Raw genomic sequence first — 26,347 nt, forward strand, 5'->3', positions numbered from 1 at the left:
GCTCCGGTCTCGCGCTCACTGCCGCTCCCGCAGCAGGCTCCGCACCGTCTCGGCCAGTTCCGCCACGGTCGGGCTGTCGAAGAGCATCGGCAGGCCCTCGTCGGCGTCCGGCTCGATGCCGAACTCCTCGCGCAGCCGGCCCAGGATGCGCACCGCGTGCAGCGAGTCGGCGCCCAGCTCGAAGAAGTTCTCGTCCACCCCGAAGTCGTCGCGGCCCAGCGTCTCGCGCCAGATCTCGTGGACGGTCCGCTCCACCTCGTCCGCGGGCGGCCGGTGCCCGGCCGGGGGCAGCGACTCCCACGGTGACGGCAGGGCCGCCCGGTCCACCTTGCCGTTCGCGCTCAGCGGTATCCGGTCCAGCACCGGGTAGTGGTGCGGAACCATGTAGTCGGGCAGCACCTGGGCCAGCCCGGTACGCAACGCCTCGGCGGGCGGCGGCGTGGCCGGGTCGGCCGGCACCACGTATCCGACGAGCTGGCGGCGGCCGGTGCCCGGGTTCGTGTCCACCACGGTCACCGCCTCGGCCACCCCCGGCTGCCGGCTCAGCGTCGCGGTGATCTCGCCCAACTCGATCCGGAAGCCGTTCAGTTTCACCTGGTCGTCGTCACGGCCGAGGAACTCGATGGTGCCGTCCGGCAGGTAGCGGCCGAGGTCACCGGTGCGGTAAAGGCGCTCGCCGGTCACCGGGTGCCGCACGAAGCGTTCGCCGGTGCGTACCGGGTCGGCCCAGTAGCCCAGCGCCACGCCCACCCCGCCGATGTAGAGCTCGCCGGAGGTCCACACCGGGCAGGGGGCCAGCCCGGCGTCCAGGACGTGCATGGTCTGGTTCGCCATCGGGCGGCCGTACGGGATGCTCGTCCAGTCCGTGCCGACCACCCCGATCGGGTGGTGCACCGACCAGATCGACGCCTCCGTGGCGCCGCCCAGGCTGTGCACCGCGGCCTGCGCGTGGCGGGCCCGCACCGCGTCCGGCAGGCGTACCGGGATCCAGTCGCCGCTGAGCAGCACCACCCGTAGCGGCGAGTCCGCCGGGTCGGCGAACGCGGCCGGCGCGTCCGTCCAGGCCTGCATGAGCGCCGGCACCGAGTTCCACACCGACACCCGGTGCCGGCGTACCAGATCGCTCCAGTGCTCGGGGTCGGCGGCCCGCCCGGGCGCGGGCAGCACGATCGCGGCTCCCGCGGCGAGGGCCCCGAACACGTCGTAGACCGACAGGTCGAAGCTCAACGCCGACAACGCCAGCACCCGGTCGTCCGGGGTGACACCGAAGCGGGCGTTCACATCCTGCACCGTGTTCGCCGCGCCCCGGTGGTCGATCATCACGCCCTTCGGCCGGCCCGTGGAGCCGGAGGTGAAGATGACGTACGCCAGGTCGTCCGGGGCCGGGCCCGGACCCACGTCCGCCGGATCGGCGGCCCGCACCTCGGGATCGTCGAGGGTGACCAGGTGCAGGCCGGCCGGCCAGTCCAGCTCGTCGCGCAGCCGCGGCGTGGTGACCACGATCCGCACCCGACCCTGCTCGATCAGGTCGGCCCGGCGGGCTGCCGGCCAGGCCGGCTCGATCGGCAGGTACGCGGCACCGGCGCGGGTCACCCCCAGCACGGCGGGCACCTGGGCGGCGCAGCGGTCCGTCACCACCGCCACCAGCTCGCCGGTGCCGGCGCCGGCGCCGAGGTCACGCAGCCGGACCGCCAGCCGGCGGGCCCGGTCGACCACCTCGCCGTGGCTGAGCTCGCCGTCCGGCGCGATCACCGCGACCGCCCCGGGCTGCGCGGCGGCGCGCTCCTCGACCAGTTCGCAGAGGGTACGCGCGGGAAGCTCCGCAACCGTGTCGTTGACCCGCCGCCGCTGCTCCAACTGGTGGGCGGGCAACGGCACCGGAGCGTCCACCGCGTCCCAGCTCGCCTCGTCCTCGGCGAGCCGGCGCAGCAGGGTCTGGTAGCTGTCGAACATGTCGTCGAGCAGCCCGGCCGGGAAGAGCGTCTCCACCGCGTCCCAGTCCAGGCACAGGTCGCCGCTCTCCTCGGTCACCTGGTGATCCAGCCAGACCTGCGGGGTCTGGCTGATCCCGTAGCCGAACTCGCCGAAGAAGCGGGAGTCCGGCGGCCGGTTCTCCCGGTCGCCGAGGGCCAGGGCGCTGGTGAAGACCACCGGCATCGCGGCGCCCGGCCCGCCGCCGAGCCGCCGGGACCGTTCCCGCAGCACCCGCACCCCGCTGTAGGCGGAGTGTTCGAGGTCCTGGACGAGCTGGCGGTTGAGCCGGCGGGCCCGGTCGGCGAACGACTCGCCCGGCTCGGCGGTGGCGGCGAGCAGGGTGACCGAGGTGAAGTCGCCGATCACGTCGCCGATCTGCGGGTGCAGGGGCCGCCGGTTGAACAGGCTGAGGTTGAGGGTGAAGTTCGCCTGCCGCGACCAGGAGCGCAGGATCTGCGCGTACGCCGACATGACGGCGACCGACGGGGTGACCCCGTACCGCTGGGCGGTGCGCTTGAGCACGTCCCAAAGCGGGCGGGGCAGCCGGGCGCTGCGCCGGACGAACTCGACCGGGGCCGCCCCGGGGGCGCCGGCCCCCGCCCCGACGCGCAGCGGCAGGGCCGGCGCGGGCGGCAGGCTGTCCAGCCGGTCCCGCCAGTACGCCTCGGCGGCGCGGTACTCGCGACCCTCCCGGGCCGCCTCCTCGGCCAGGACGTAGTCCCGGTAGGACAGCGCCAGCGGCTCGGGCGTCGCGTCCGGCTCGGTGTAGAACCGCCGCCAGTCCCGGAACAGCAGTTGCAGGCTGAACGCGTCCATGATGAGCACGTTGATGCTGATGTGCAGCCGGACCCGCCGCTTGTCGAGGAGCGAGGCGCGGATGTCGAACAGCGGCCAGTGCTCCGGCGGCAGCAGCTGGTGCCCCATCTCCGCCCGGGTCTTGGACAGTACGGCCCGGCGCTCGTCGTCGGGGACCGCGCGCAGGTCGGCCACCGGCAGGTCGTACGGCGGCACGTCGGCCAGGATCCGCTGCCGCCCGTCCGGGTCGACCACCGCGCGCAGCATGTCGTGCCGGTCGATCACCCTGCGCAGGCTCGCCGCCAGCCGGCCCGGGTCGAGGTCGAGCCCGTCCAGCTCGAAGTAGTAGTGCGTGGCGACGCCGCCGAGTTGCAGCGCCGGGTTGCGCCCCACCCAGTAGGCGTGCTGGATGTCCGTCAGCGGGAACGGCTCGTACCGCTGCTCCGGCCGGGGCACGATCTCCGGCGGGGACCCGCTGTCGGCCATCCGGCGCAGCAGCGCGACCAGCGCGTCCCGGTGTTCCCGCAGCTCCTCGCGCAGCTGCGGGGTGAGCGCGCCGCTGGCGGCCCGGACGTCCAGCCGGTCGTCGACGAGGCGCAGCCGCACGCCGCGCCGGTGCAGTTCGGACAGTAGGTCAGGCGCCGTCATGGTCTCTCCTGCCAGTTGTCGGGGCCGGGCATGCGCAACCGGCGGGGTAGGTCGGGGCGGGGGGAGGGGTGCCGGCTGCGGCACCCGGGCGCTGCCGTCCGGTCATCCGGCCGCCCGGGCGCCGGCCGTGGTGCCCAGGGCCGCGGCCACCCCGTCGACGAACTCCGCCCAGCCGTACATGCCGGCGATGAAGCCGAAGAAGCGGTCCATCTGCTCCTGGTGCCCCTGGATCGCCCGGAGCACGTCGAGCAGTTCGTCGGTCGGCCGCAGCCGCGCCGCCTGTAGGTTGAAGTGGTACAACGGCAGCGACTCCCGGTCGCGCTGCACCGTGTAGTCGATCAGGGCCCGGTCCACCGGCCGCTCGCCGGCCAGCGCCGGATGCAGGTGCTCGGTCAGCAGCGCGGCGTGCCCGATGGCGTCGCTGATCCCCATGGCCCCGATCGAGTCCTTGTGGTAGCCGGCGTCGCCGACCAGCGCCCAGCCCGGCCCGCTGCCGCGGCGGAAGAAGTTCGGCAGCCGGCCGGTGCCGACGAAGCGCTCCTCGCGCCGGCCGGCCCGGACCCGTTCCAGGACGCTCGGCGCCGCGAGGGCCAGGGAGCGGAAGTACGACCCCTCGATGTCCTTGCGGACCTCGTCGAACTCCTCGCGTGGCGCCTGCACGACGACCATCACCAGCCCGTCGTTGGTGGGTACCGCCCCGACCAGGCGCCGGTGGTCGACGAAGACCTCGTAGTCGGCGGTGAACCCGCTCCAGTAGGTGTAGTAGACGCAGCACAGCGAGGGCACCGCCTCGTACTTCGGTGCCTGCACCTTCTTGGCCACCACCGAGTCCAGCCCGTCCGCACCGATCACCACCCGGGCCCGTTCGGTGAACTCGCCGTGCGGCCCCCGGGCCCGGATCCCGACCACCCGGTCGCCGTCCCAGAGCAGGTCGGTGACGTTGCACTCCTCGCGCAGCTCGGCGCCGGCCGCCTCAGCCGCCCGGACCAGCAGGGTGTCGAGTACGAACCGGCGCGGCCCGAAGCCGGCCCGGACGGGGCCGATGGCCGGCGCGCAGCCGGTGACCGGAACCCCGGCGAGCTGCCACCGGGACACCCGCAGCGGCGGGCAGCCGCTTTCCCGCAGCGCGTCCAGCAGGCCCCATTCGGCCAGCCTGGCGATGGTCGGTGGGTGCACGTAGTGGGTGGACATCGTGTCGCTGGGAAAGCTTGCCCGGTCCAGCAGCAGCACACGGTGCCCGGCGCGCGCCAGCAGCATCGCGGTGGTGGCACCGGCGCAGCGCGCACCGACGACGATCGCGTCGTACATGCGGACTCCTCAGAAGCACCCAGCAGGTGTCACCATGGTGCGACGCTCGGTGCTGGCGAGGCTATACGGAAAGCGTAAAGATATTTACGACACATCAATTTTTGGGGTGTGTTTCCGGGGTACCGGGACGGCGCCGTCCCACCACGGTGGAAGAACCCCCTATCGCCCGTTCCCCCTCCCCTTATCGTGGCGGTTGAGCAGCCCGGATTCCCCCTAGCGGCGCGTATTTGATTGACCGCCCAATTCGTGCGCACATACCGTCCACTGTCGGTGCACCAATATGTTCCGGGGGTTGGACTAATGGGGCAACCGGCCCAGGGGCGGTCGTTCGCCATTTCACCGGAGGACCGGGAGATTCTTGTCCGGCTCTCCCGGGGCCACCGCCGTGGCGGCGAGCCGCTGCGGGCCGCCATCGTGCTGGCCGCCGCGGCCGGCCTGTCGTACGCGGAGACCGCCCGCCGGCTGGCCACCACCCGGCCCACGGTGGCCACCTGGCTGCGCCGCTACGCCGAGGAGGGCGTGCCGGGCCTGCGGGACCGGGTGCGCCCCGGCCGTCGGCCACGGGTGCAGGACGCCGACGTGGTGCTGCGTACGCTGACCGCCGTCCCGCCCGCCGGTGACACCTGGTCCAGTCGGGCTCTCGGCGTCGACCTCGGCCTGTCCAACGGCACGGTGGCCCGGGTCTGGCGGCGGTGGGGGCTGCGTCCCGCCGAGCCGGCCGCGTTCCGCCTGCCCGGGCTGCCCGACCTGGCGCTGGCCGACGCGTACCTCGTCGGGCTGCACTGCGACTACCGCGACTGCCTGCTCGTGCTCGCCGCCGGTGCCGGTGCGGCCGACGCTGGTGCGGACTGCGTGCCGCCCATCGGTGGCCCGGATGACCTGCCGTCGGCGTCGCCGTCGGCGCTGGCCGACTTCCTCGCGATGGTCACCGAGCGTCGGCCCGGCGTACGCCTGCACGTGCTCGTCGGCGGAGAGGAGACCGGGCGACGCCCGGCCGTACGCGCCTGGGCGGCCCGCCACGGCCACCTGGTCCGGGTCGCCCCGCCGGAGCCGACCTGGACCGAGTTGGCGGCCGTGGCGGCCGGACTCACCGCACCGGTCGGCGGGCGGGCCGCCGCTGACCTGGGCGGCACACTGGTCACCGCGCTGCATGCGGCCTGGCGGACGGCCTGGTTCCGCGACCTGTGACGCGGCTGCCGAAGTGCGGGCGGTGGTCCGTGGTGCGCCCCGCGTCGACGGACGGTAACCGGAGCCCGCCTTCGGAGCTGATGTCACAAACGATTCGCCGCCGGGCACTGTCCGGCGCCCCGCCGGCAGGTGAGGCTGAATCGTTTACGACATCAGGTTCATAGCGTCCCGAAGGGCGATCACCGCCGCGCCGGCAGCCCGGGGGTGCTTCTGGCTGGGTGGGGGATCCCGCCCGGGACATCCATTGCCAATCATGGATGTATTCGCAGTTGGCAGTCCGGAAAAGAGGTGCGCCGTGCACAGTCGTCCGACCCGACCGGGCCGCTGGTTGGCCCGTACCCTGACTCTGCCGCTCCTCTTCGCCACCCTGGTCGCCAGCGGCACCACCGCGTACGCGGCGGAGGGCGCCGAGGCGGCGTCCACCTGCACGGCGCGGTACCGACGCGAGGGTGTGGAGGTGTGGGTGTCGTTCCGCAACATCGCCCCGACGACGGTGAACGGCTGGACCCTGAGCTGGGCGTTGGCGGACTCGCAGCAGATCTGGACGATCTGGAACGCCGCGCTGGTCAGTCACACGGGTGGCATCGCCACCGTCCGGGACCTGGGCTGGAACGCGAACCTCGCACCGGGGGTCGAGATGACCATCGGGTACATCGCCGGCGGCAACGCCCCGCCGAGCGGCTTCGCCCTGAACGGCGACCCCTGCCAGGCCGGATAGCGCGGCAGGGGTCGCCAGTTCGTCGTACGGTGCCCGCGAGGGCGTCGGTCATCCGCCGACGTAGGCCGCGAGGTGCTCGCCGGTGAGGGTCGAGCGGGCGGCGACGAGGTCGGCGGGAGTGCCCTCGAAGACGATCCGCCCGCCGTCGTGCCCGGCGCCGGGGCCGAGGTCGATGATCCAGTCGGCGTGCGCCATGACCGCCTGGTGGTGCTCGATGACGATGACCGACTTGCCGGCGTCGACCAGCCGGTCGAGCAGGCCGAGCAGGTGCTCGACGTCGGCGAGGTGCAGGCCGGTGGTCGGCTCGTCGAGGACGTACACGCCGCCCTTCTCGCCCATGTGGGTCGCCAGCTTCAGCCGCTGCCGCTCGCCGCCGGAGAGCGTGGTGAGCGGCTGGCCGAGGGTGAGGTAGCCGAGCCCGACGTCGGCGAGCCGACTGATGATGGCGTGCGCGGCCGGGATGCGCGCCTCGCCCACCGCGAAGAACTCCTCGGCCTCGCTCACCGGCATCGCCAGCACCTCGCTGATGTCCCTGCCGCCGAGCTGGTACTTCAGCACCTCGGCCTGGAACCGCTTCCCTTCGCACTCCTCGCAGGTGACGGCCACGCCGGCCATCATCGCCAGGTCGGTGTAGATGACGCCGGCGCCGTTGCAGTTGGGGCAGGCGCCCTCGGAGTTGGCACTGAACAGCGCCGGCTTAACGCCGTTGGCCTTCGCGAACGCCTTGCGGATCGGTTCTAGCAGCCCGGTGTACGTCGCCGGGTTGCTGCGCCGCGAACCGCGGATCGGTGTCTGGTCGACCGCCACCACGCCGTCCCGCCCGGACACCGAGCCGTGGATCAGGGAACTCTTGCCCGACCCGGCGACGCCGGTCACCACCACGAGGACGCCGAGCGGGATGTCCACGTCGACGTCCCGCAGGTTGTGCGCGTCGGCCCCGCGTACCCGCAGCGCTCCGGCCGCCTTGCGCACCGACGGCTTCAACGAGACCCGGTCGTCCAGGTGCCGCCCGGTGAGGGTGTCGCTCTTCCGCAGCCCCTCGACGGTGCCTTCGAACACCACCTCACCGCCCTCGGTGCCGGCGCGTGGGCCGAGGTCGACGACGTGGTCGGCGATCGCGATCGCCTCCGGTTTGTGCTCCACCACGAGCACGGTGTTGCCCTTGTCGCGCAGTTGCCGCAACAGGTTGTTCATGCGCTGGATGTCGTGCGGGTGCAGACCGATGGTCGGCTCGTCGAAGACGTAGGTGACGTCGGTGAGCGACGATCCGAGGTGGCGGATCATCTTGGTGCGCTGGGCCTCGCCGCCGGAGAGCGTGCCGGACGGCCGGTCGAGGCTCAGGTACCCGAGCCCGATGCCGACGAAGGAGTCGAGCGTGTCCCGCAGCGATGCGACCAACGGCGCGACCGACGGTTCGTCGAGGCCGCGGACCCATTCGGCCAGATCGCTGATCTGCATCGCGCACGCGTCGGCGATGCTGATCCCCGCGATCTTCGAGGACCGGGCCGTCTCGTTCAGCCGGGTGCCGCCGCAGTCGGGGCAGGTGGTGAAGGTGACCGCGCGCTCCACGAACGTCCGGATGTGCGGCTGCATCGCCTCCTTGTCCTTCGACAGCATCGACTTCTGCACCCGGGGGATCAGTCCCTCGTAGGTCATGTTGATGCCGGCGATCTTCATCCGGGTCGGCTCGTGGTGGAGGAAGTCGTTCAGTTCCTTCTTCGTGTACCTGCCGATCGGCTTGTCCGGATCCACGAAGCCCGACTCGCTGTAGAGCCGGTAGTTCCAGCCGCCCGGCTTGTAGCCGGGGATCATGAGCGCGCCCTCGTTGAGCGACTTGCTGGCGTCGTACAGCTGGGTCAGGTCGATGTCGGTGACCGAACCGCGACCCTCGCAGCGCGGGCACATGCCGCCGAGGATGCTGAACGAGCGCCGCTCCTTCATCGTCTGGCCCCCGCGCTCGATGGTGACCGCGCCGGCGCCGCTGATCGAGGCGACGTTGAACGAGAACGCCTGCGGTGAGCCGATGTGCGGCTGCCCGAGCCGGCTGAAGAGGATACGCAGCATCGCGTTGGCGTCGGTGGCGGTGCCGACCGTGGAGCGCGGGTCCGAACCCATCCGCTCCTGGTTGACGATGATCGCGGTCGTCAGCCCGTCGAGCACGTCGACGTCGGGCCGCGCCAGCGTCGGCATGAACCCCTGCACGAAGGCGCTGTACGTCTCGTTGATCATCCGCTGCGACTCCGCGGCGATCGTGTCGAACACCAGCGAACTCTTGCCCGAGCCGGATACGCCGGTGAACACCGTCAGTCGGCGCTTCGGGATCTCGATGCTGACGTTCTTGAGATTGTTCTCGCGCGCGCCGTGCACGCGGATCAGGTCGTGGCTGTCGGCAACGTGGGGCGCGGGCGACGGCCGCTGCGTCCTCGTGGCCATGCTCATCGTTTCTCCATCTGTCAGGCGGGGCGCCCGCGCGGTCTCCGTCGGCGTCGCCTGTCGCGACTTGACCGGATTCGCGCAGTACGTCTGGTTCTTCCGTCGGCGTCGTCGCGGCAACGGTACGCTGTCCGTCCGATCAGCGGACGGGTGACACACCCGGCCGGGCCGCACACCGGCCGGGCCGCCGATGCCGCCCTCAGGGTGACTGCCGCAGCCCGAAGACGTTGCCGTCGGCATCCCGGACGGTGGCGATCAGCATGCCGCCGCCGACGTCGCGCACCTCGCCCTGCAACGTGGCGCCCGCCTCGGTCACCGCCTCGATGGTGGCGGCGATGTCATCGACCTCCCAGTAGCCGACCGCCCCGGTCATGCCCTGCCGGTGCCCGTTCGGGTCGAGGCCGAGCTCCTGGTCGCCGGTCCGGAACCCGACGTAGTAGGCCTCGTCCGTGTACGGCGGCACGCCCAGCAGCGCCCCGTACACCGCCTTGGCCTGGCCGAGGTCACGCACCGGAAAGATCACGGTCCTGAGTCCTGATGTCATGAAACGCCCCCATGCTCGTCGTGCCACGTCGGCCGGACGAGGCCGCGTGACTGGCGATGTTCATGGCGGTCAGGCTAGTTGCGGCCGCGTGACCTGCGCTTCTTGATTCCTGATCGAAGCGGGGCCGCTGCCGTGGCAGCCCCCCGGACCCGCCCGTTCACCGGCGCGTGGTGGACGACCCGGCAACCGCGCCACCGGCCGGCCGCGCCGCCGGCACGTGCGCCACGTCCCGCGCCCGTACCCGGCCGAGGGTGAGCGCCACCCCGGCGGCGAGCAGCCCGCCCGCGGCGATCACCTGGTACGCGCGGTGGAACACGGCCGGCGAGGTGTCGCCGCCGTCGGCCAGTACGGTGATCAGGACGGCGACGCCGAGAACCGCGCCGACCTGCCGCAGGCAGGACGAGATGGCGACCCCGGTGGCGAAGCGGGTCCGGGGGAACTCGGCGAACGCCGCGTGCCCGAACCCGGGGAAGCTGAACGCCGCCCCCGCCCCGAGCAGCAGCGCCGCCGGCAGGAAGTCGGCGACGAAGTTCGGCTCGGCGGGCGCGCGGGCCAACAGCAACGCCCCGGCGCAGAAGAACAACCCGCCGGGCAGCGCCACCGCCCGGGGCCCGAACCGGTCGCCGAGCCGACCGACCAGCGGGGCAAGCGCGGCGGCCGCCACCGGGCCGGCGGTCAGCGCGCCGCCGGTGGCCAGGCTGTCGTAGTGCCACACCTGGGTCAGGAAGAGCACGTTGCACAGCAGCAGCGCGTTCATCGCGGCGGCGAAGACCAGGGAGCCGAGGTTGGCGACGCTGAACGAGCGGATCCGCACCAGCGCCGGCTCGATGATCGGGGCCGGGTGCCGGCCCGACCGTACCGCCAGGGCGACCAGCAGGGCCGCTCCGGCGGCGAGCGTGCCGCCGAACGCCGCCGACGTCGCCCCCCAGTCCGGCAGCCGGATCACCGCCAGGGCCAGCGCCCCGATCCCGCCGCCGAGCAGCAGCGACCCGACCACGTCCGGGAACGGCCCAGGGGTGGTGTCCCGGGTCTCCCGCAGCACCCGGACCGCCGCCAGCAGGCCGGGCAGCCCGATCACCAGGTTCACCAGGAACACCCAGCGCCAGCCCTGCCAGGCCACCAGCGCGCCGCCGACGGACGGTCCGGCGGCCCCGGCGACCGTGCCGGTGGCGGTCCACAGCGCGATCGCGGTGGCGCGGCGCGCCACCGGGAACTCGGGCAGCAGCAGACCGAGCGAGGTCGGCATGATGGCCGCCGCGCCGAGGGCCTGCACGCACCGCGCCGCGATCAGCACGCCCACCCCGGGGGCCAGCCCGCAGGCCGCCGAACCGACCAGGAAGAGCACCACCCCGGCGAGGAAGACCCGGCGCCGCCCCCACCGGTCGGCGAGCCGCCCGGCCGGGATCAGCACCGCGGCGAAGACCACGTTGTACGCGTTGAGCACCCAGGACAGGTCGTTCAGCGAACTGTCCGGGAAGGCGGTCCCCAGGGCGGGCATCGCCACGTTGACGATCGTCACGTCGAGCAGCGCCATCATCACGGCGACGGACGTGACCAGCAGGACTTTCCACTGACGGGCCACCGGAGTCCTCCTCGGGCGGGGCGGATCGGCCACCGGTGCCGGTCGCCCGGTGGGTCGGGGGGCCGGCGGGCCGGTCGGCACGCCGGTGCTGCGCGGGGGGGCCTCGGGTCAGGTTCGGGTGGCTTCGTTCAGCGCCACGGCGACCTGCTCCACGCCGACGGCGGTGAGCACGGTGTGGTGGGTGCCGGGAACCGCGACGGCCGTCATCCGCCCCCCGGTCAGCTCGGCCCAGCCCCAGTCGGGGCGGTCACCGTACGGGTGGTCGGCGAACTCGCTGACCCGGCCGTCGCGGGCCCGCAGTACCATCACGTCCGCGTCGATCCGGCCCGCGCGGTAACCGGCGCCGGCCCGCACCACCGCCTCGAAGACCGCGTACGTGGCGGTGAGCGTGCCGCCGGTCAGGTCGTCCACCGGCACGCCCTGCTTGGCCGCCAACCGCGCCGCCCCGTCCAACCGCTCGCCCGCCGGCAGCGCGGCCAGCTCGCGGAGCTGCTCGGGGGTGACCAGGCCGGGGTCGAAGCCCCGGTCGAGGTCCTCCACGAACCACAGCGGGATCTTCGCGTCGTCGATCCGCTGCGGCGTCACCGGGGCCGGGGAGTCGATTACCACCAGGTGCCGTACCTGCTCGCCGGCCTCCGCCAGTTGGCGGGCCAGTTCCGCCGCGATGACCGCGCCCGAGGACCAACCGCCGAGCAGGTACGGGCCGTGCGGCTGTTCCTGTCGCAGCGCGGCCAGGTAGAGGCGGGCCAGCTCGCCGAGGTCGGCCACCGGCTCCCGGCCGACCGCCGGCCCAGGCGCCTGCAGGGCGAGGCAGCCCCGGTCGAGCCGGGCGGCGAGGTCCCGGTAGCAGAGCACGTCACCGCCCGCCGGGTGCACCAGCACCCAGGGCGGTGCGCCGGCGTCCGCCGGATCGGTCAGCCGTACCAGCGGTGACCAGTCCGCCGGCGCGGAGTCCAGCCAGCGGGCCAGCCCGGCGACCGTCCGGCGCTCCAGCAGCGCCCCCAGCGGCACCCGGCGGCCCAGCCGCTGCGCGATCTGGCCGACCACCCGCAGCGCCGCGAAGGACTGCCCGCCCAGGTCGAAGAAGTCGTCCTCGACCCCGAGCCGGTCCACCGACAGGATCTCCCGCCAGATCTCGGCGAGCGCCACCTCGGTCGGGGTGCCCGGTGGCACGTGCCGCCGTTCGCCGCCGCCGTCGGCGAGGTCGACCGTCTCCAGCGCCCGCCGGTCCACCTTGCCGTTGCCGGTCAGCGGCAGCCCGTCGCGCACCACCACATGACTGGGTACCAGGTAGGCGGGCAGCCGGGCGGCGAGGAAGTCGCGTACGACGACCGGGTCGGGCCGGTCCCGGCCGTCCCGCCCCACGACGAAGGCGGCCAACTGCCGCCCCGCCCCGGAGGTACGGGCGACCACCGCCGCGCCGCCCACGTCCGGGTGCTCCAGCAGCGCGTGCTCCACCTCGCCCGGCTCCACCCGGAAGCCCTGGATCTTCACCTGGAAGTCCGCCCGCCCGAGGAACTCGATGGTGCCGTCGGGCAGGTACCGGCCGCGGTCGCCGGTGCGGTACAGCCGTTCCCTGGTGACCGGATGCGACACGAACGCGGCGTCGGTGCGGTCCGGGTCGTTGAGGTAGCCCATGGCCAGCCCGACGCCGCCGATGTACAGGTGTCCCGGCACCCAGGTCGGCGCGTCCCGGCCCAGCTCGTCCAGCACGTGCCAGGTCTGGTTGGTCAGCGGCCGTCCGTACGGGATGCTCACCCAGCCCGGGTCGACTCGCTCGACGGGATGAGCGATCGACCAGATGGACGCCTCGGTCGCGCCGCCGAGGCTGACCACCCGGGCGTTCGGCGCGATCGCCCGGATCCGGTCCGGCAGGGTCACCGGGATCCAGTCCCCGCTGAGCAGCACCAGCCGCAGGTCGGGCAGGCCCGCTCCGGTGGTCTCGGCCTCCTCGACGAGCAACTGCATGAGCGCCGGCACCGAGTTCCAGACGGTCACCTGCCGGTCCCGGGCCAGCGCCAGCCAGGAGGCCGGGTCGTGCCGGGCCGGGTCCGGCAGGACCAGGGTGGCACCGGCCGCGGCGGCACCGAAGACGTCGTACACCGACAGGTCGAAGCAGAGCGAGGAGATGCCGAGGAGTACGTCCCGCTCGGTGACGCCGTAGCGGGTGTTGACGTCGGTCACCGTGTTCAGCGGCCCGCGGTGGTCCAGCATCGCGCCCTTCGGCCGGCCGGTGGAGCCCGACGTGTAGATCACGTACGCCAGGTCGACCGGCTCGCGCAGCGGCGCGTACTCGAGCGCCGGCCCGTCGTCGGCCACCTCCTCGACCACGACCAGCGGCACCGGTACCGCGCCGGCGAGCGCCTCCCGCGTGTCCGCGCCGGTGACCACGGCGGTGGCGCCGGTATCGGCCAGCAGGTAGCCGATCCGCTCGGCCGGCCAGCCCGGGTCGATCGGCACGTACGCCGCGCCGGCCAGCAGCACGGCGTGCACGGCGACGAGCTGCGGCCAGTCCTTCCGGCCAGCCACCGCGACCAGGTCGCCGGGTGCCACGCCAGCCGCCCGCAGTGCCGCCGCGAGCCGACCCGCCCGCCGGTACAGCTCGGCGTAGCTGAGCGTGGTGTCTCCGGCGATCACCGCCGGCCGGGCCGGCTGGGCCGTGGCCCGCTCCGCCAGGGCGGCGTGCAGCAGCCCCGGCGGCGTCGGCGCGCCGGCCTCGTTCTGTCGGGCCCGGCGCTGCCGGTCGACGGCCGGAAGCAGGTCGAACGCCTCCCGCTCCCAGGCCTCGTCGCTGTCGGCCAGCGCCTCCAGCACGGCCCCGTAGCCGGCCAGCATGTCGTCCATGAGCCCGGGCGGGAACATCGCCTCCAGCACGTCCCAGACCGTCCACATGCTGCCGTCGCGCTGCTCCCAGAACTCGCAGTCCAGCAGCACCTGCGGGGTCTCCAGCAGGCTGTACACCGGCCGGTCGGTCTGCCCGACGAAAAGTGCGCTGCCCACCGCGTACGGGCAGACCGCCCGGCCGGGGGTGCGCCGGAGCTGGTTGACCGCCTGGAGGACCTTGACCCCGCTCCAGTGGACGTGCTGCATGTCCGCCAGCACCTGGGCCTGCAACCGGCGTGCCCGCTCGTGGAACGGGCCGCCCGCCCGCCAGTCCACCTCTAGCGGGTACAGCGAGGAGAAGTTGCCGATCACCTCGCCGATCTGCGGGTGCAGCGGCAGCCGGTGGGTGTTCATGTTGTTGATCAGGAAGTGCCGGGACCCGCTCCACGCCCCGAGGACCTCGGCGTAGACGGCACACAGGGCGTTGGTCTGGGACAGCCCCCGCTCGGCGGCCCGGCGGGTGAACGCCGCCCACCGGGCCGGTGAGAGCACGTGCTCCCGGCGTTCCAGGCGCGACCGGCGGCGGGTGTCCGAGCCGGGGGCCAGCGGCAGCTCCGGCGCCGTGGGCCAGTCGGCCATCCGGTCGCACCAGTATTTCTTCGAGGCCTGCCCCAGCGGCGACTCCTCGAGCCGGGCCAGCGCGAGCACACAGTCCCGATAGCTCAGGGTCAGCTCGGGCAGCGGCTCGTCCGGATGCGCGTAGTAGTGCAGCAGGTCCTTGAGGAACCGGCCGGTGCCGGGGGCGTCGCTGAAAAAGTTGTTGTTGTTCCAGTGCATCCGGACCCGCCCGCCGGACAGCAGCGAGAGCCGGACGTCCAACCAGGGCCACCGGTCCAGCGGCAGTTCCCGGCGCTGCATCGCGGCCCGGGTCCGCTCGATGCCGGCCCGCTGCCCGGCCTCGTCCCGCTCCCGCAGGTCGATCACCTCGACCGGGATCGGCTCCGGGTCGCGGACCGTCTGCAGCATCATGTCCTCGCGGACCACGACCAGGCTGTGCCGGTGCCGCCGCGCCGCCGCGTTCAGCGCCCGCTCGAACCGGGTCGGGTCCAACTCCGGGAAGTCCACCTCCATGTACTGGTGCGGCCGGACGTGGTATTCCAGGCCCTCCCGGCTCCCCACCAGAAAGGACATCTGGATGTCCGACGGCGGGAACGGCTCGTGCCGATCCGCCGGGTCGGGAGTGATCTCCGGCAGGGCCACCGCCCCGTCGGCGGCGTCCCGGTCACGGGACAACCAGCCGATCAGCTCCGACCGGTGCCGGGTGATCCGCTCGCGCAGCGCCGGCGAGAGGCGTCCCTTCGGGGCGCTCACGCTCAGCTGGTCCGCACCGACCAGCTTCAACCGCACGTCGATCCGGGCCAGGTCGGCCACCAGGGAGGCGACCCCGCCCGACCCCTCGTCAGCTCCGCTCACCGCAACACCCTCTCTCCAGATCGGACCGTCCGCGCTCACAGGATCAGCACCTCTGCGTCCTCGTCGTCGAAGTCGTCGTCATCGGCGGCGACGACGCTGCGCAGCGTCAGCTGTTGGCAGATCAGCTCCGCCACGTCCGCCGCCGTGCCACCGCCGAACAGTTCCGTCGGCGGTACGTCGGCCGCGTAGTCGACCAACAGCCGTTGGCGTAGCCGTACCGTGGTCAGCGAGTCCAGGCCCAGCTCGTTCAGCCGGGTCCCGGCGAAGGTGGGCCGGATCGCCTCCTGGTCGGCGGCGCTGAGGCCGAGCAGCAGCGCCACCCGCTCCAGCAGCCCGGCCAGCAGCAGCTCGCGAGCCGCCACCGGGTCCGTGACCGCGAGCACGGCCAGGTCCGGCGCGGCCGACCCCTCGGTGGTCACGGCGAGGTCGGCCGGGGTCACGTCCGCCAACAGCCGGTACGGCCGGGAGCGGGCGGCCGCGGTCAGCGAGCGACGCCAGTCCACCCGGGCCACACCCACCACCGGCTCGACCGGCTCCCCGGCCGCCGGGTCGAGGACCGAGCCCAACGCGGCCAGGGCCTCGGCGGTGGGGATCGCGTCCAGGCCGAGCGCGGCCAGCCGGCCCAGCACGTCCTGGTCGACGGCCATGCCGGCCTGCGCCCACGGTCCCCAGCCGACGCTGGTCGCCGGCCGGCCCTGCGCGCGCCGGTGCCGGGCCAGGCCGTCCAGGAAGGCGTTCGCGGCCAGGTAGTTGGCCTGTCCGGCGGAGCCGACCGTCGCGCCGAAGGCCGAGAACAGCACGAAGAAGTCCAGGTCGAGACCTTCCGTCGCCCGGTGCAGGTGCCAGCCGCCGCGGACCTTCGGGTCCAACGCCCGGCGGAACCGGTCCCAGTCCTGTTCGGCCAGGGCCGCGTCGTCGACGACACCGGCCGCGTGCACCACGCCGGCCAGCGGCGGCAGATCCCCGGCGAGCCCGGCCAGCGCGGTGGCCAGCGCGTCACCGTCCGCGACGTCCACGGCCAGGTGGCGTAGGCGTACCCCGCGCTCGCGCAGCGCGGCCAACAGCGGCGGTTCGACCGCCGGCACCCGCCGCCCGACCAGGACCAGGTCGGTCGCCCCCCGGTCGGCGAGCCAGCCGGCCACCACCTGTCCCAGCCCGCCGAAGCCGCCGGTGACCAGGTATGCCGCATCGGCGCGGAGCACCGGGCCCGGCCCCGGCTTCGGCAGCTCACGCTCCCGCAGCCGCGCCTCGTACCAGGCGCCGTCGCGTACCGCGAGGTGGGTGGCGCCGTCGGCGTCGGCGACCCGGTCGAGGACCGTGGAGAGCGCCGGCGCGGGTCCGGCCGGGTCGAGGTCCACCTGCACGCAACGCAGGTCGGGATGTTCGGTCAACACCGCGCGGGCCAACCCTCCGAGCACCGCCTGCGCCGGCGCTGGCACGTCGTCCACGGCCGGTGCCTCCGCGCCCGTGGTGCAGAACACCACGTCCGGCGCGTCGTGGCCGTACCCCCGCAGAACCTGCCGGAGCACGGACAGCGCGTCCCGGGCGGCCCGGTAGGCCGAGGCGGCGACGTCGTCGTCCGCGGCCACGCCGCCGTCCGGGCCGAGCAGCAGCCCGCGCAGCTTGACGCCCTCGGCGCGAGCCGCGTCGACGAGGCGGGCCAGGCCCGCCTCGTCGGCCGGATCCACCTGCACGGTTCCGCCGGCGAGGGACGCGGTCGCCGGCACCTGGACGCCGTCGGCCAGCACCAGCGAGGCGGCGGCGCAGCCGAGGCCGAGCAGCTGGGCGTGCCAGTCCGCGACGACCCCGGCGTCCCGGCCACAGACCAGCCAGGTGTCGCGTGGGCTGGCCTCGGCGCGGCGTGCCGGCCGGCCCGGCAGCGGGTGCCAGGTCACGTCGTAGCGGCGCAGCCGCGACCCGGCCAGGCCGGTGACGAGGGTACGCGGCAGCGCGCGCAGCCGTACCCCGGTCAGCTTCGCCACCGGCTCGCCCAGCGCGGTGACCAGGTCGAGGTCCATTGCCCGCTCGCCGTCCTCCGGTCCGCCCCGGGACCGGGCCCGGCACCAGACCCGGCCGGGCAGCCGGTCGTACACCTCGATCCGGTCGATGCCGGCGGGGAGCCAGAAGTCGTCCTCGCTGACCCCGAAGGCCGCGCCCACGTGCAGGCAGGCGTCGAGCACCATCGGGTGCAGCAGCCACCCGTCGCCGTCGCGTTCCGGTTCGTCCACCTCGATCAGGGCCAGCGCCTCGTCCCCGGAGCGCAGCAGCCGCTTCATCGCCCGGTAGCCCGGCCCGTACTCGACGCCGATCCGCCAGAGCCGGTCGTAGAAGCCGTCGAGGTCCTCGTCCGCCATGCCGGCCCGTACGCCGGCCAGGTGCAGCCGGTGCGGGGTGGGCGAGGTGCCGGCGTGCACGGCGGCGACGGTGACGTGCTGCGTCCACGGTGCCGACGGCTCGTCCGCCGGCCGGCTGAAGCAGCGCACCCGCTGCGCCCGCTCGTGCGGCTCTACACAGGACTGCAGGGTGAGCGTGGTTCCCTCGTCGCAGCGCAGGAACTCGTCGAAGGTGATCCCCGCCAGGCTCCACCGGCGCTCGGGGGAGTCGCCGCGGGCCGCGGCGAGCGCCCACTCGACGAGCGCGGTCGCCGGGAACACCGCCGTGCCGAGCAGCCGGTGCTGGTCGACGATGCGGAGCCGCTCGGGGGCGACGGTCCGGGTGAACCAGCGTCCGGCGGTCCCGGCCACGTCCAGCGGCGTGCCGAGCAGGGGATGACCGTCGGCCGGCTCGACCGGCGTCCGGACCGGCCCGCTGTCCGCGGTGGCCGGCAGCCAGTGGCGGGTGCGCTGGAACGGATAGGTGGGCAGATCGAGGTGGGCGTTGGTGTCGCTGGGCCGGCCGTTGAGGGTGGCGGCGGCGGTGAGCAGGGTGTGCTGGTCCGGCCGGTCCTTGTGCAGGGTGTGGACGGCGAGCGCCTCGGGTCGGGTGTGGGTGTGCAGGGCGGTGAGGGTGGCGTCGGGTCCGAGTTCGAGGAAGGTGTGTACGCCGTGTTGGTCGTGGAGTGTGGTGATGCCGTCGGCGTAGTGGACGGGGGCGAGGAGGTGTTCCACCCAGTAGTCGGGGTTGGTGAGTTGTTCGGTGGTGGCGGGTTGTCCGGTGACGTTGCTGATCACTGGGAGGGTGGGTGGGGTGTAGGTGAGGCTTGCGGCGGTGGTGCGGAACTCGTCGGCGATGGCGGCCATGTGGGGTGAGTGGAAGGCGTGGCTGACTTTGAGGGTGGTGGCTTTGCGTCCTTGTTCGCGCCATTGGGTGGCGAGTTGGTGGCAGGTGTGGTGGTCGCCGCTGATGACGATGTTGTGTGGGGTGTTGATGGCGGCGATGGTGACGCGGTCGTGGCCGTTGATGAGTTGTTCGGCTTCGTTGCGGGTGGCTTGGAGGGCGATCATCGCGCCGGGGGTGGTGATGCTGTTCATCAGGCGGGCGCGGGTGGTGACGAGTAGGGCGGCGTCGGTGAGGGTGAGGACTCCGGTGAGGTGGGCGGCGGTGATTTCGCCGAGGGAGTGTCCGGTGAGGTAGTCGGCGTTGAGGCCGAGTTGGGTGGTGGCGACCTGGTGCAGGGCGATGTGGAGGGCGAACAGGGCGGGTTGGGTGTAGGCGGTGGTGTCCAGCAGGGCGGCGAGGTCGGTGCCGGGTTCGGCGAACACGACGTCTTGGAGGCGGTGTTCCAGGTGTGGATTCAGGGCATCGCAGGCCTGGTCGAACGTGTCGCGGTAGACCGGGTTGGTGGCGTACAGGTCGGCGCCCATGCCCGGGTACTGGCTGCCCTGACCCGTGAAACAGAAGGCGACCTTCCCGCCGTCGTCGGTGGTGACGGTGGTGCTGAGGTGCGGGTGCGGCTCGCCGTTGGCCAGTGCGGTCAGCGCGGCGGTGAAGTCCTCGCGGCTGGCGGCGGTCACCACCGCCCGGTGCGCGAACCGGGTACGCCGCGCCAGCACGCCGGCGACCGCCGCCGGTGCGACCTCCTCGTCACGCAACCAGTCGAGCAGGTGCGCCGCCTGGTCGCGTAGCGCGCGTTCGGTCCGCGCCGACAGAATCCACGACGCCCACCCGTCCCACGGGTCGACGTCCGGCGCGGCAGCGGGCTCCGCCGGCGGCGCCTCTTCGAGGATCACGTGGGCGTTCGTGCCGCTGATGCCGAACGACGACACCCCGGCCCGGCGCGGGTGGCCGTTCCGCCGCCACTCGACGGGCTCGTCGAGGAGGCGGACATTACCGCTGGTCCAGTCCACGTGCGGGGTGGGGCTGTCGATGTGCAGCGACCGGGGCAGCAGGTCGTGGCGCAGGGCGAGGACCATCTTGATGATGCCGGCCGCGCCGGCGGCGGCCTGGGCGTGCCCGATGTTCGACTTGATCGACCCGAGCCACAGCGGCCGGTCGTCCCGTCGTTCCTGCCCGTACGTGGCCAGAAGTGCCTGGGCCTCGATCGGGTCGCCGAGGGCGGTGCCGGTGCCGTGGGCCTCGACGGCGTCCACGTCGGCGGGCGTTAACCTCGCGTTGGCCAGGGCCTGGCGGATCACCCGTTCCTGGGACGGTCCGTTCGGTGCGGTCAGCCCGTTGCTGGCCCCGTCCTGGTTGACCGCCGAGCCGCGGATGACCGCGAGGACGCGGTGACCCCGCTGCCGCGCCACCGACAGCCGCTCCAACAGCACCAGACCGACACCCTCGGAGAACCCGAATCCGTCCGCCGCCGCGGCGAACGGCTTGCACCGGCCGTCGGCGGCCAACCCCCGCTGCCGGGCGAACTCGATGAACCCGGTGGGGCTGGCCATCACGGTGACCCCACCCGCGAGCGCGAGTTCACACTCGCCGCCACGCAGGGACTGCGCGGCCAGGTGCACCGCCACCAGCGACGACGAGCAGGCGGTGTCCACGGTGACCGCCGGCCCCTCCAACCCGAGGGTGTACGCCACGCGCCCGGAGGCGACGCTGGTGGTGCTCCCGGTCAGCAGGTAGCCCTCGGCATCCGCCGAGGCGCCGGGCCGGCTGACGTACTCCTGATGGGTGAGTCCGGTGAAGACGCCGGTGGCGGTACCACGCAGCGTGGTGGGGTCGATGCCGGCCCGCTCGATGCTCTCCCAGGCCGCCTCCAGCAGCAGCCGCTGCTGCGGATCCATCGCGGTCGCCTCCCGCGGGCTGATCCCGAAGAAGGCCGGATCGAACTCGGCGGCGTCCCGGACGAAGCCGCCCTCCCGGGCGTACGTCGTGCCCGGGGTGTCCGGGTCCGGGTCGTAGAGGGTCGTCAGGTCCCAACCCCGATCGGTCGGGAACTCGCCGACCGCGTCGGTGTCCGTGGCCAGCAGTTGCCACAGCTGCTCCGGGGAGGTGACCCCGCCCGGATAGCGGCAGGCCATCCCGATGATCGCGATCGGTTCGGCCGTGGCGGTCGCCGCCGGCGCCGCTGCTCGCCGCTCGGTGGGCAGGTCGAGCAGCAGCGTCCGGAGCAGCGTTGCCACCGCCCGTATCGTCGGGTGGTCGAAGACGAGCGTCGCGGGCAGCCGCAGCCCGGTGGCGGTCCGGAGCCGGTTACGCAGCTGCACCGCCGTCATCGAGTCGAACCCCAGGCCCTTGAAGTCCTGCCCCACGTCGAGTCCGGCGGGGTCGACGTGCCCGAGCACCGCGCCGACGTGCGTCCGGACCAGGTCGACCAGGAAGGACAGCTGGTCTTCCGCCGAGCGCTCCGCGAGTTGCCCGGCGAGCGGGGACACCGCCGGGGCGGTCGTCGTGGCCTGCCGGAGCCCGGCCGGGGCGAACGCGCGCAGCACGGCCGGCAGGTCACCGGCGCGGGCCCGGGCGCGTACGGCCGAACGGTCGATACCGGCCGGCACCAGCACCGGCCGGTCGGTCGCCAGCGCGGTGTCCAGGAGCCGCACCGCCTCCTCGACGGGCAGCGCCGCGAGCCCGGCCCGGGCCAGCAGCCGCCGGTCGGCGTCTGACATCGCCCCGCTCATTCCGGTCTCGACGTCCCAGTAACCCCAGGCCAGGGCGGTGGCGGGCAGGCCCTGCGCGCGCCGGTGCCCGGCGAGGGCGTCGAGGAACGCGTTCGCCGCGGCGTAGTTGGCCACGCCGCTGGTGTTCAGGCTGCCGGCGATCGAGGAGTAGAGCACCAGGTGTGCGTCGGTGAGCCGGTGCAACTGCCAGGCGGCGTCGACCTTCGGCCCCAGCACGTCGTGCAGTTGCCGCTCGGTGAGTCGGTCCACCGGCCCGCCGTCGGTCAGCCCGGCCGCGTGGAAGACCGCGGTCAGCGGATGCGCCGGGTCGATGCCGGCGAGGAGATCACAGACCACCGCCGGGTCGCCGAGGTCCCCGGCGGCGACGGCCACCACCGCGCCGAGACCGGCCAGCTCCCGTACGACGGCGGCGGCGTCCGGGTGTTCCGGGCCGCGCCGGCCGACCAGCAGCAGGTGGCGGACGCCGTGCCGGGTGACCAGGTGCCGGGCGGTCAGCCGGCCGAGCGTACCGGTGCCCCCGGTGACCAGCACGGTGCCCTCGGGATCGAGCGGGACCGGCCCGGCCGGCTCGATCGCGGCCGGGGCCAGCCGGGGCGCGCGGAGCCCGCCGGCCCGCACCGCGAGCTGCGGCTCCGCGCCCAGCGTGGCGGTGCTCACGGCGGCGGCCAGCGCCCGGGTGCTCTCCGGACTGCCGTCGAGGTCGACCACGATGATCCGGTCGGGGTGTTCGGTCTGGGCGGAGCGCAGCAGTCCCCAACAGGCGGCGCCGGCCAGGTCGGTCACCGGCTCGTCGGCTCCGGTGCCGACCGCGCCGCTGGTGACCACGACCAAACGGCTGTCCGACAGCTCCTCCCGGGCGAGCCACGCCTGGACCGTGCGGAGCAGGCGACCGGTCCGCTCGTGCACGGCCGCCGGCACGTCTGCGTCGTCACCGGGGGACAGCGGCAGCACGAGTACCCCGGGCGCCGTCGCGCCGTCGCGCGCCGCCTCCCCGAGCTCTGCGATCACGGGTACGCCCGGCAGCCCGTCGGACACCCGCGCGGTGTCCCCACCGACCAGCACCCAGGACGAGGTCGACTCGGCGGGGGCCGGCGGGACGGGCACCCACTCCATCCCGAAGAGCCGGTCCGGTCGGGCGGCCCCGGCCGCGATCCGGTCGGCCGAGGTGGCCCGGGACAGCACCCCGGCGGCGCTCAGCACCAGCTCACCGGCCAGGTCGTGGGCGGCCAGCGTCAGCCGTTCCGGTGACTGGCGGGCCAGGCGTACCCGGAGGGCTGTCGCGCCCGTCGCGTACAGGCGGACCTGCTCCCAGGCGAACGCCTGACGGACGGTGTCCGCGTCCTCGTCGAGGACGGCCAGCACCGCCGGGTGCAGGGCCGCGTCGAGCAGCGCGGGATGCACGGCGTACCCGGTCACGTCCATCTGTTCGGGTAGCGCGACCTCGGCGTACAGGTCGTCGCCGGAGCGCCAGGCCCGGCGTAGACCCTGGAACGCCGGCCCGAACCGGTAGCCCGCCTCGGCCAGCCGCGGATACGCCCCGTCCAGGTCGACCGGTTCCGCGCCGGCCGGCGGCCAGGCGGCGAGCGGCGGCGGGGTTGGCTCGCCGTCGTCGCCGGTGAGCAGCCCGGTGGCGTGGGTCGTCCACGACGCCTCCGGCTCGTCGGCCGGTCGGGTGTGTACGGCGAACGTACGCCGTCCCGGCTGGTCGCTTCCGGTGACGGTGACCTGGACGTCGGTGGCGACGTCGGAGAGCGGCACCGGTGCTTCGAGGGTCAGTTCCTCCAGTAGTGGATACCCGGCGACGGCGCCCGCGTGCAGGGCGAACTCGACCAGGGCGGTCGCGGGCAGCAGGCCGGCACCGGCGATGGTGTGGTCGGCGAGCCAGGGGTGCGCCCGGCTGGAGAGGTGGCCGGTGAAGAGGTGCTCGCCGCTGGTGGCGGTGGTGATGGTGGCGGCCAGCAGGGGGTGGCTGGTGGCCTGTAGGCCGAGACGGCGTGGGTGGGCGGCCGGCGCGACGGTCGACCAGTACCGCTGGTGGTGGAACGGGTAGGTGGGCGGAATGACGGGCGCCTGCTCGGTGTGGGGGATGAGCCTGGTCCAGGTGATGGGGTGGTTGGTGTGGGTGTGGAGGTGGGCGGTGTTGGTGAGGAGGGTGTGCCAGGGGTCGGTGTCGCGGCGGAGGGTGTGGCAGACGGTGGTGTCGTTGTCGATGGTGGGGGCGAGGAGGGGGTGTGGGCTGATCTCGATGAGGGTGTGGTGTCCGTCGGTGGTGAGGGTTTGGAGGGTGGGGTGGAAGTGGACGGGTTGGCGTAGGTTGTCCCACCAGTAGTCGATGGTCAGTTCGGTGCCGGGGACGGCCTGTTGGCGGGTGCTGCTGTAGAACGTGGTGTCGCTGCTCTGGGGGCTGATGGCGACGCCGGTCAGCTCGGCTTGTAGTGGGTCGATGTGGGGGCAGTGGCTGGCGTAGCTGACCGGGATGATTTTGGCGGTCAGGCCGTGGCTGGTGAGGGCTTGGTGGGCGGCTTGGATGGCGTGGGGGGTGCCGGAGAGGACGCTGCTGGTGGGCGCGTTGTGGGCGGCGAGGTGCAGGCTCGCGGCGTGCTCGGGCACCAGTCGGGTCAGCAGGTCGGGTAGTTCGTCGGGGGTGGGGCCGGTGACGGCGAGCATGCCGCCGGTGCCTTCGATGGTGGTCAGCGCCTGTCCGCGGTGGGTGATGAGCCGTGCGGCCTGGTCGAGGGCGAGGATCCCGGTGGCGTGGGCGGCGGTGATCTCGCCCTGGGAATGGCCGATGACGGCATCAGGGTTGATGCCGTGGTGCCGCCACAGTGCGGTGAGCGCGGTGGTGACCGCGAACAGGACCGGTTGGACGACATCGACCCGGTCCAGGCTGGCCGCGTCGGGTTTTTCCAGGATCACGTCGAGCAGTGACCAGTCGACGTGCCGGCGCAGGGTGGCATCGGTGGTGTTGATGCTGTCACGGAAGACGGTCGAGGTGCGGTAGAGCTGGTGGGCCATGGCGGGCCATTGACTGCCCTGACCGGGGTAGATGAACCCGATCCTGCCACCGTCTCGGGCCTCACCGACGGTCAGGTTGTCGTGCTCGACCCCGTCGGCCAGAGCGGTGAGGGCTTCGCGCATCTCCTCGACGGTGCGACCGAGAACGACCGCCCGGCACGGGAACGTGCTACGCCCGACGAGGGCGTGGGCGACGCCGACCAGATCCAGGCCGTCCGTGTCAGCGGCCCAGTCCCGCAGCCGGCGGGCGTACTCCCGCAACGACGTGTCGGTCTTCGCAGACAGCAGCCAGGGCACCCACCCACCACCGGGCAGGTCGGTCAACTCGGCGTCGTCCCCGTCGGCCGGTGTCGTCGAGGTCGGGGTGGCATCCGGTCCGGTCTGTTCCGGCCCGCTGCCGGCCGGCTCATCGGCCGGGGCCTCCTCGATGATCAGGTGCGCGTTGGTGCCGCTGACGCCGAACGAGGACACCCCGGCTCGGCGCGGACGTCCGTTCTCCCGCCATTCGACCGGCTGGTCAAGGAGGCGGACATTACCGCTGGTCCAGTCGACGTGGGGGCTCGGCGCATCGATGTGCAGGGAACGGGGCAGCAGGCCGTGTCGCATCGACAGGACCATTTTGATCACCCCGGCGACGCCGGCGGCGGCCTGGGTGTGGCCGATGTTGGATTTGATCGAGCCGAGCCAGAGTGGCTGGTCGTTGCGGCGGTGTTGTCCGTAGGTGGCGAGGAGTGCCTGGGCTTCGATGGGGTCGCCGAGGGTGGTGCCGGTGCCGTGGGCCTCGACGGCGTCCACGTCGGCCGGCGTCAACCTCGCGTTGGCCAGGGCCTGGCGGATGACGCGTTCCTGGGATGGTCCGTTCGGTGCGGTCAGGCCGTTGCTGGCGCCGTCCTGGTTGACGGCGGAGCCGCGGATGACGGCGAGGATCCGGTGGCCGCGTTCCTGGGCCACGGAGAGCCGTTCCAGCAGCAGTAGGCCCACACCCTCGCCCCAGCCGGTGCCGTCGGCGGCGGCGGCGAACGGCTTGCACCGGCCGTCCGGTGCCAGGCCGCGCTGCCGGCTGAACTCGATGAACGGGCGCGGCAGGGCGAGGATGGTCGCGCCACCCGCGAGCGCCATGTCGCACTCGCCGCCGCGGATCGCCTGGACGGCGAGGTGCATCGCCACCAGCGACGACGAACACGCGGTGTCCACAGTTACCGCCGGGCCCTCCAGTCCCAGCACGTACGCGATCCGCCCCGATGCCACGCTGCCCGAGTTGCCGGTGACCAGGTATCCCTCCAGGTCGGGATCCGGCTCGCTCATCCGGGCCAGGTAGTCCTGCGAGATCACCCCGGCGAAGACACCGGTGGCGCTGCCGCGCAGGCTGGTCGGGTCGATGCCGGCCCGCTCGACGCTCTCCCAGGCGGTCTCCAACAGCAGCCGCTGCTGCGGGTCCATCGCCGTCGCCTCTCGCGGACTGATCCCGAAGAAGGCGGCGTCGAAGCCGGGGGCGTCGGCGAGGAACCCACCGTCGCGGGCGTACGTGGTGCCGGGCGAATCGGGGTCCGGGTCGTAGAGCGAGTCCAGATCCCACCCCCGATCGGTTGGGAACGGTCCGATCGCGTCGCCGCCCGCGGCGATGAGGTCCCACAGCTGCTCCGGGGTGTCGATCCCACCCGGATACCGGCAGGCCATCCCGACGATCGCCACCGGTTCCTGTGCCCGGTCCTCCACCTCGCGCAGCCGCTGCCGCGTCGAGCGCAGGTCGGCGGTGGCGCGCTTGAGGTAGCTGCGGAGCTTGTCTTCGTCGTTCAACATGCGTCCCCCTGGTCGGAGCCGGCAGGAATGATCATCAATCT

General features: G+C 73.3%; 9 protein-coding genes. 2 read left to right on the plus strand and 7 right to left on the minus strand.

Features of this window, described 5'->3' with window-relative positions:
- Nucleotides 1–15: 15 nt before the first annotated feature.
- Nucleotides 16–3,417 (minus strand): non-ribosomal peptide synthetase, encoded by a 3,402-nt coding sequence (locus tag GA0070604_RS13750; protein WP_091118306.1) that lies wholly within the window; start codon nucleotides 3,415–3,417, stop codon nucleotides 16–18.
- 102 nt (nucleotides 3,418–3,519) lie between these two features.
- A complete protein-coding gene (locus GA0070604_RS13755) occupies nucleotides 3,520–4,725 on the minus strand; it encodes an NAD(P)/FAD-dependent oxidoreductase (protein ID WP_091118307.1) in 1,206 nt (401 codons plus the stop codon).
- Nucleotides 4,726–5,025: 300 nt separating this feature from the next.
- On the opposite strand from GA0070604_RS13755, the gene GA0070604_RS13760 reads away from it, so the two are divergent.
- Together GA0070604_RS13760 and GA0070604_RS13765 are read left to right on the plus strand one after the other, a co-directional pair.
- Nucleotides 5,026–5,913: a helix-turn-helix domain-containing protein gene (locus tag GA0070604_RS13760; RefSeq protein WP_091118308.1), complete on the plus strand. Its 888-nt coding sequence runs from the start codon at nucleotides 5,026–5,028 to the stop codon at nucleotides 5,911–5,913.
- Between the two features lie 295 nt (nucleotides 5,914–6,208).
- A complete protein-coding gene (locus tag GA0070604_RS13765; RefSeq protein WP_167363459.1) occupies nucleotides 6,209–6,631 on the plus strand; it encodes a cellulose binding domain-containing protein in 423 nt (140 codons plus the stop codon).
- Nucleotides 6,632–6,679: 48 nt separating this feature from the next.
- Here GA0070604_RS13765 and GA0070604_RS13770 read toward each other — a convergent pair whose 3' ends face one another.
- From GA0070604_RS13770 to GA0070604_RS32975, 5 genes are all read right to left on the minus strand, one after another.
- The gene (locus tag GA0070604_RS13770) at nucleotides 6,680–9,070 is read right to left on the minus strand and encodes an ATP-binding cassette domain-containing protein (RefSeq protein ID WP_091118310.1); all 2,391 of its coding nucleotides are present in this window, start codon (nucleotides 9,068–9,070) and stop codon (nucleotides 6,680–6,682) included.
- A gap of 193 nt (nucleotides 9,071–9,263) precedes the next feature.
- The gene (locus GA0070604_RS13775; RefSeq protein ID WP_244161882.1) at nucleotides 9,264–9,587 is read right to left on the minus strand and encodes a VOC family protein; all 324 of its coding nucleotides are present in this window, start codon (nucleotides 9,585–9,587) and stop codon (nucleotides 9,264–9,266) included.
- A 178-nt stretch (nucleotides 9,588–9,765) separates the two neighbouring features.
- Complete coding sequence (locus GA0070604_RS13780) at nucleotides 9,766–11,190, minus strand: MFS transporter (RefSeq protein ID WP_091118312.1); 1,425 nt, start codon at nucleotides 11,188–11,190, stop codon at nucleotides 9,766–9,768.
- Nucleotides 11,191–11,298: 108 nt separating this feature from the next.
- Nucleotides 11,299–15,486 carry a non-ribosomal peptide synthetase gene (locus GA0070604_RS13785; RefSeq protein WP_141721287.1) on the minus strand — a complete coding sequence of 1,396 codons (4,188 nt, stop codon included), beginning with the start codon at nucleotides 15,484–15,486 and terminating at the stop codon, nucleotides 11,299–11,301.
- Between the two features lie 35 nt (nucleotides 15,487–15,521).
- Nucleotides 15,522–26,303 (minus strand): SDR family NAD(P)-dependent oxidoreductase, encoded by a 10,782-nt coding sequence (locus GA0070604_RS32975; protein WP_482194129.1) that lies wholly within the window; start codon nucleotides 26,301–26,303, stop codon nucleotides 15,522–15,524.
- Nucleotides 26,304–26,347: the final 44 nt, after the last annotated feature.

The organism is Micromonospora eburnea, from assembly GCF_900090225.1.
Lineage (GTDB): Bacteria > Actinomycetota > Actinomycetes > Mycobacteriales > Micromonosporaceae > Micromonospora > Micromonospora eburnea.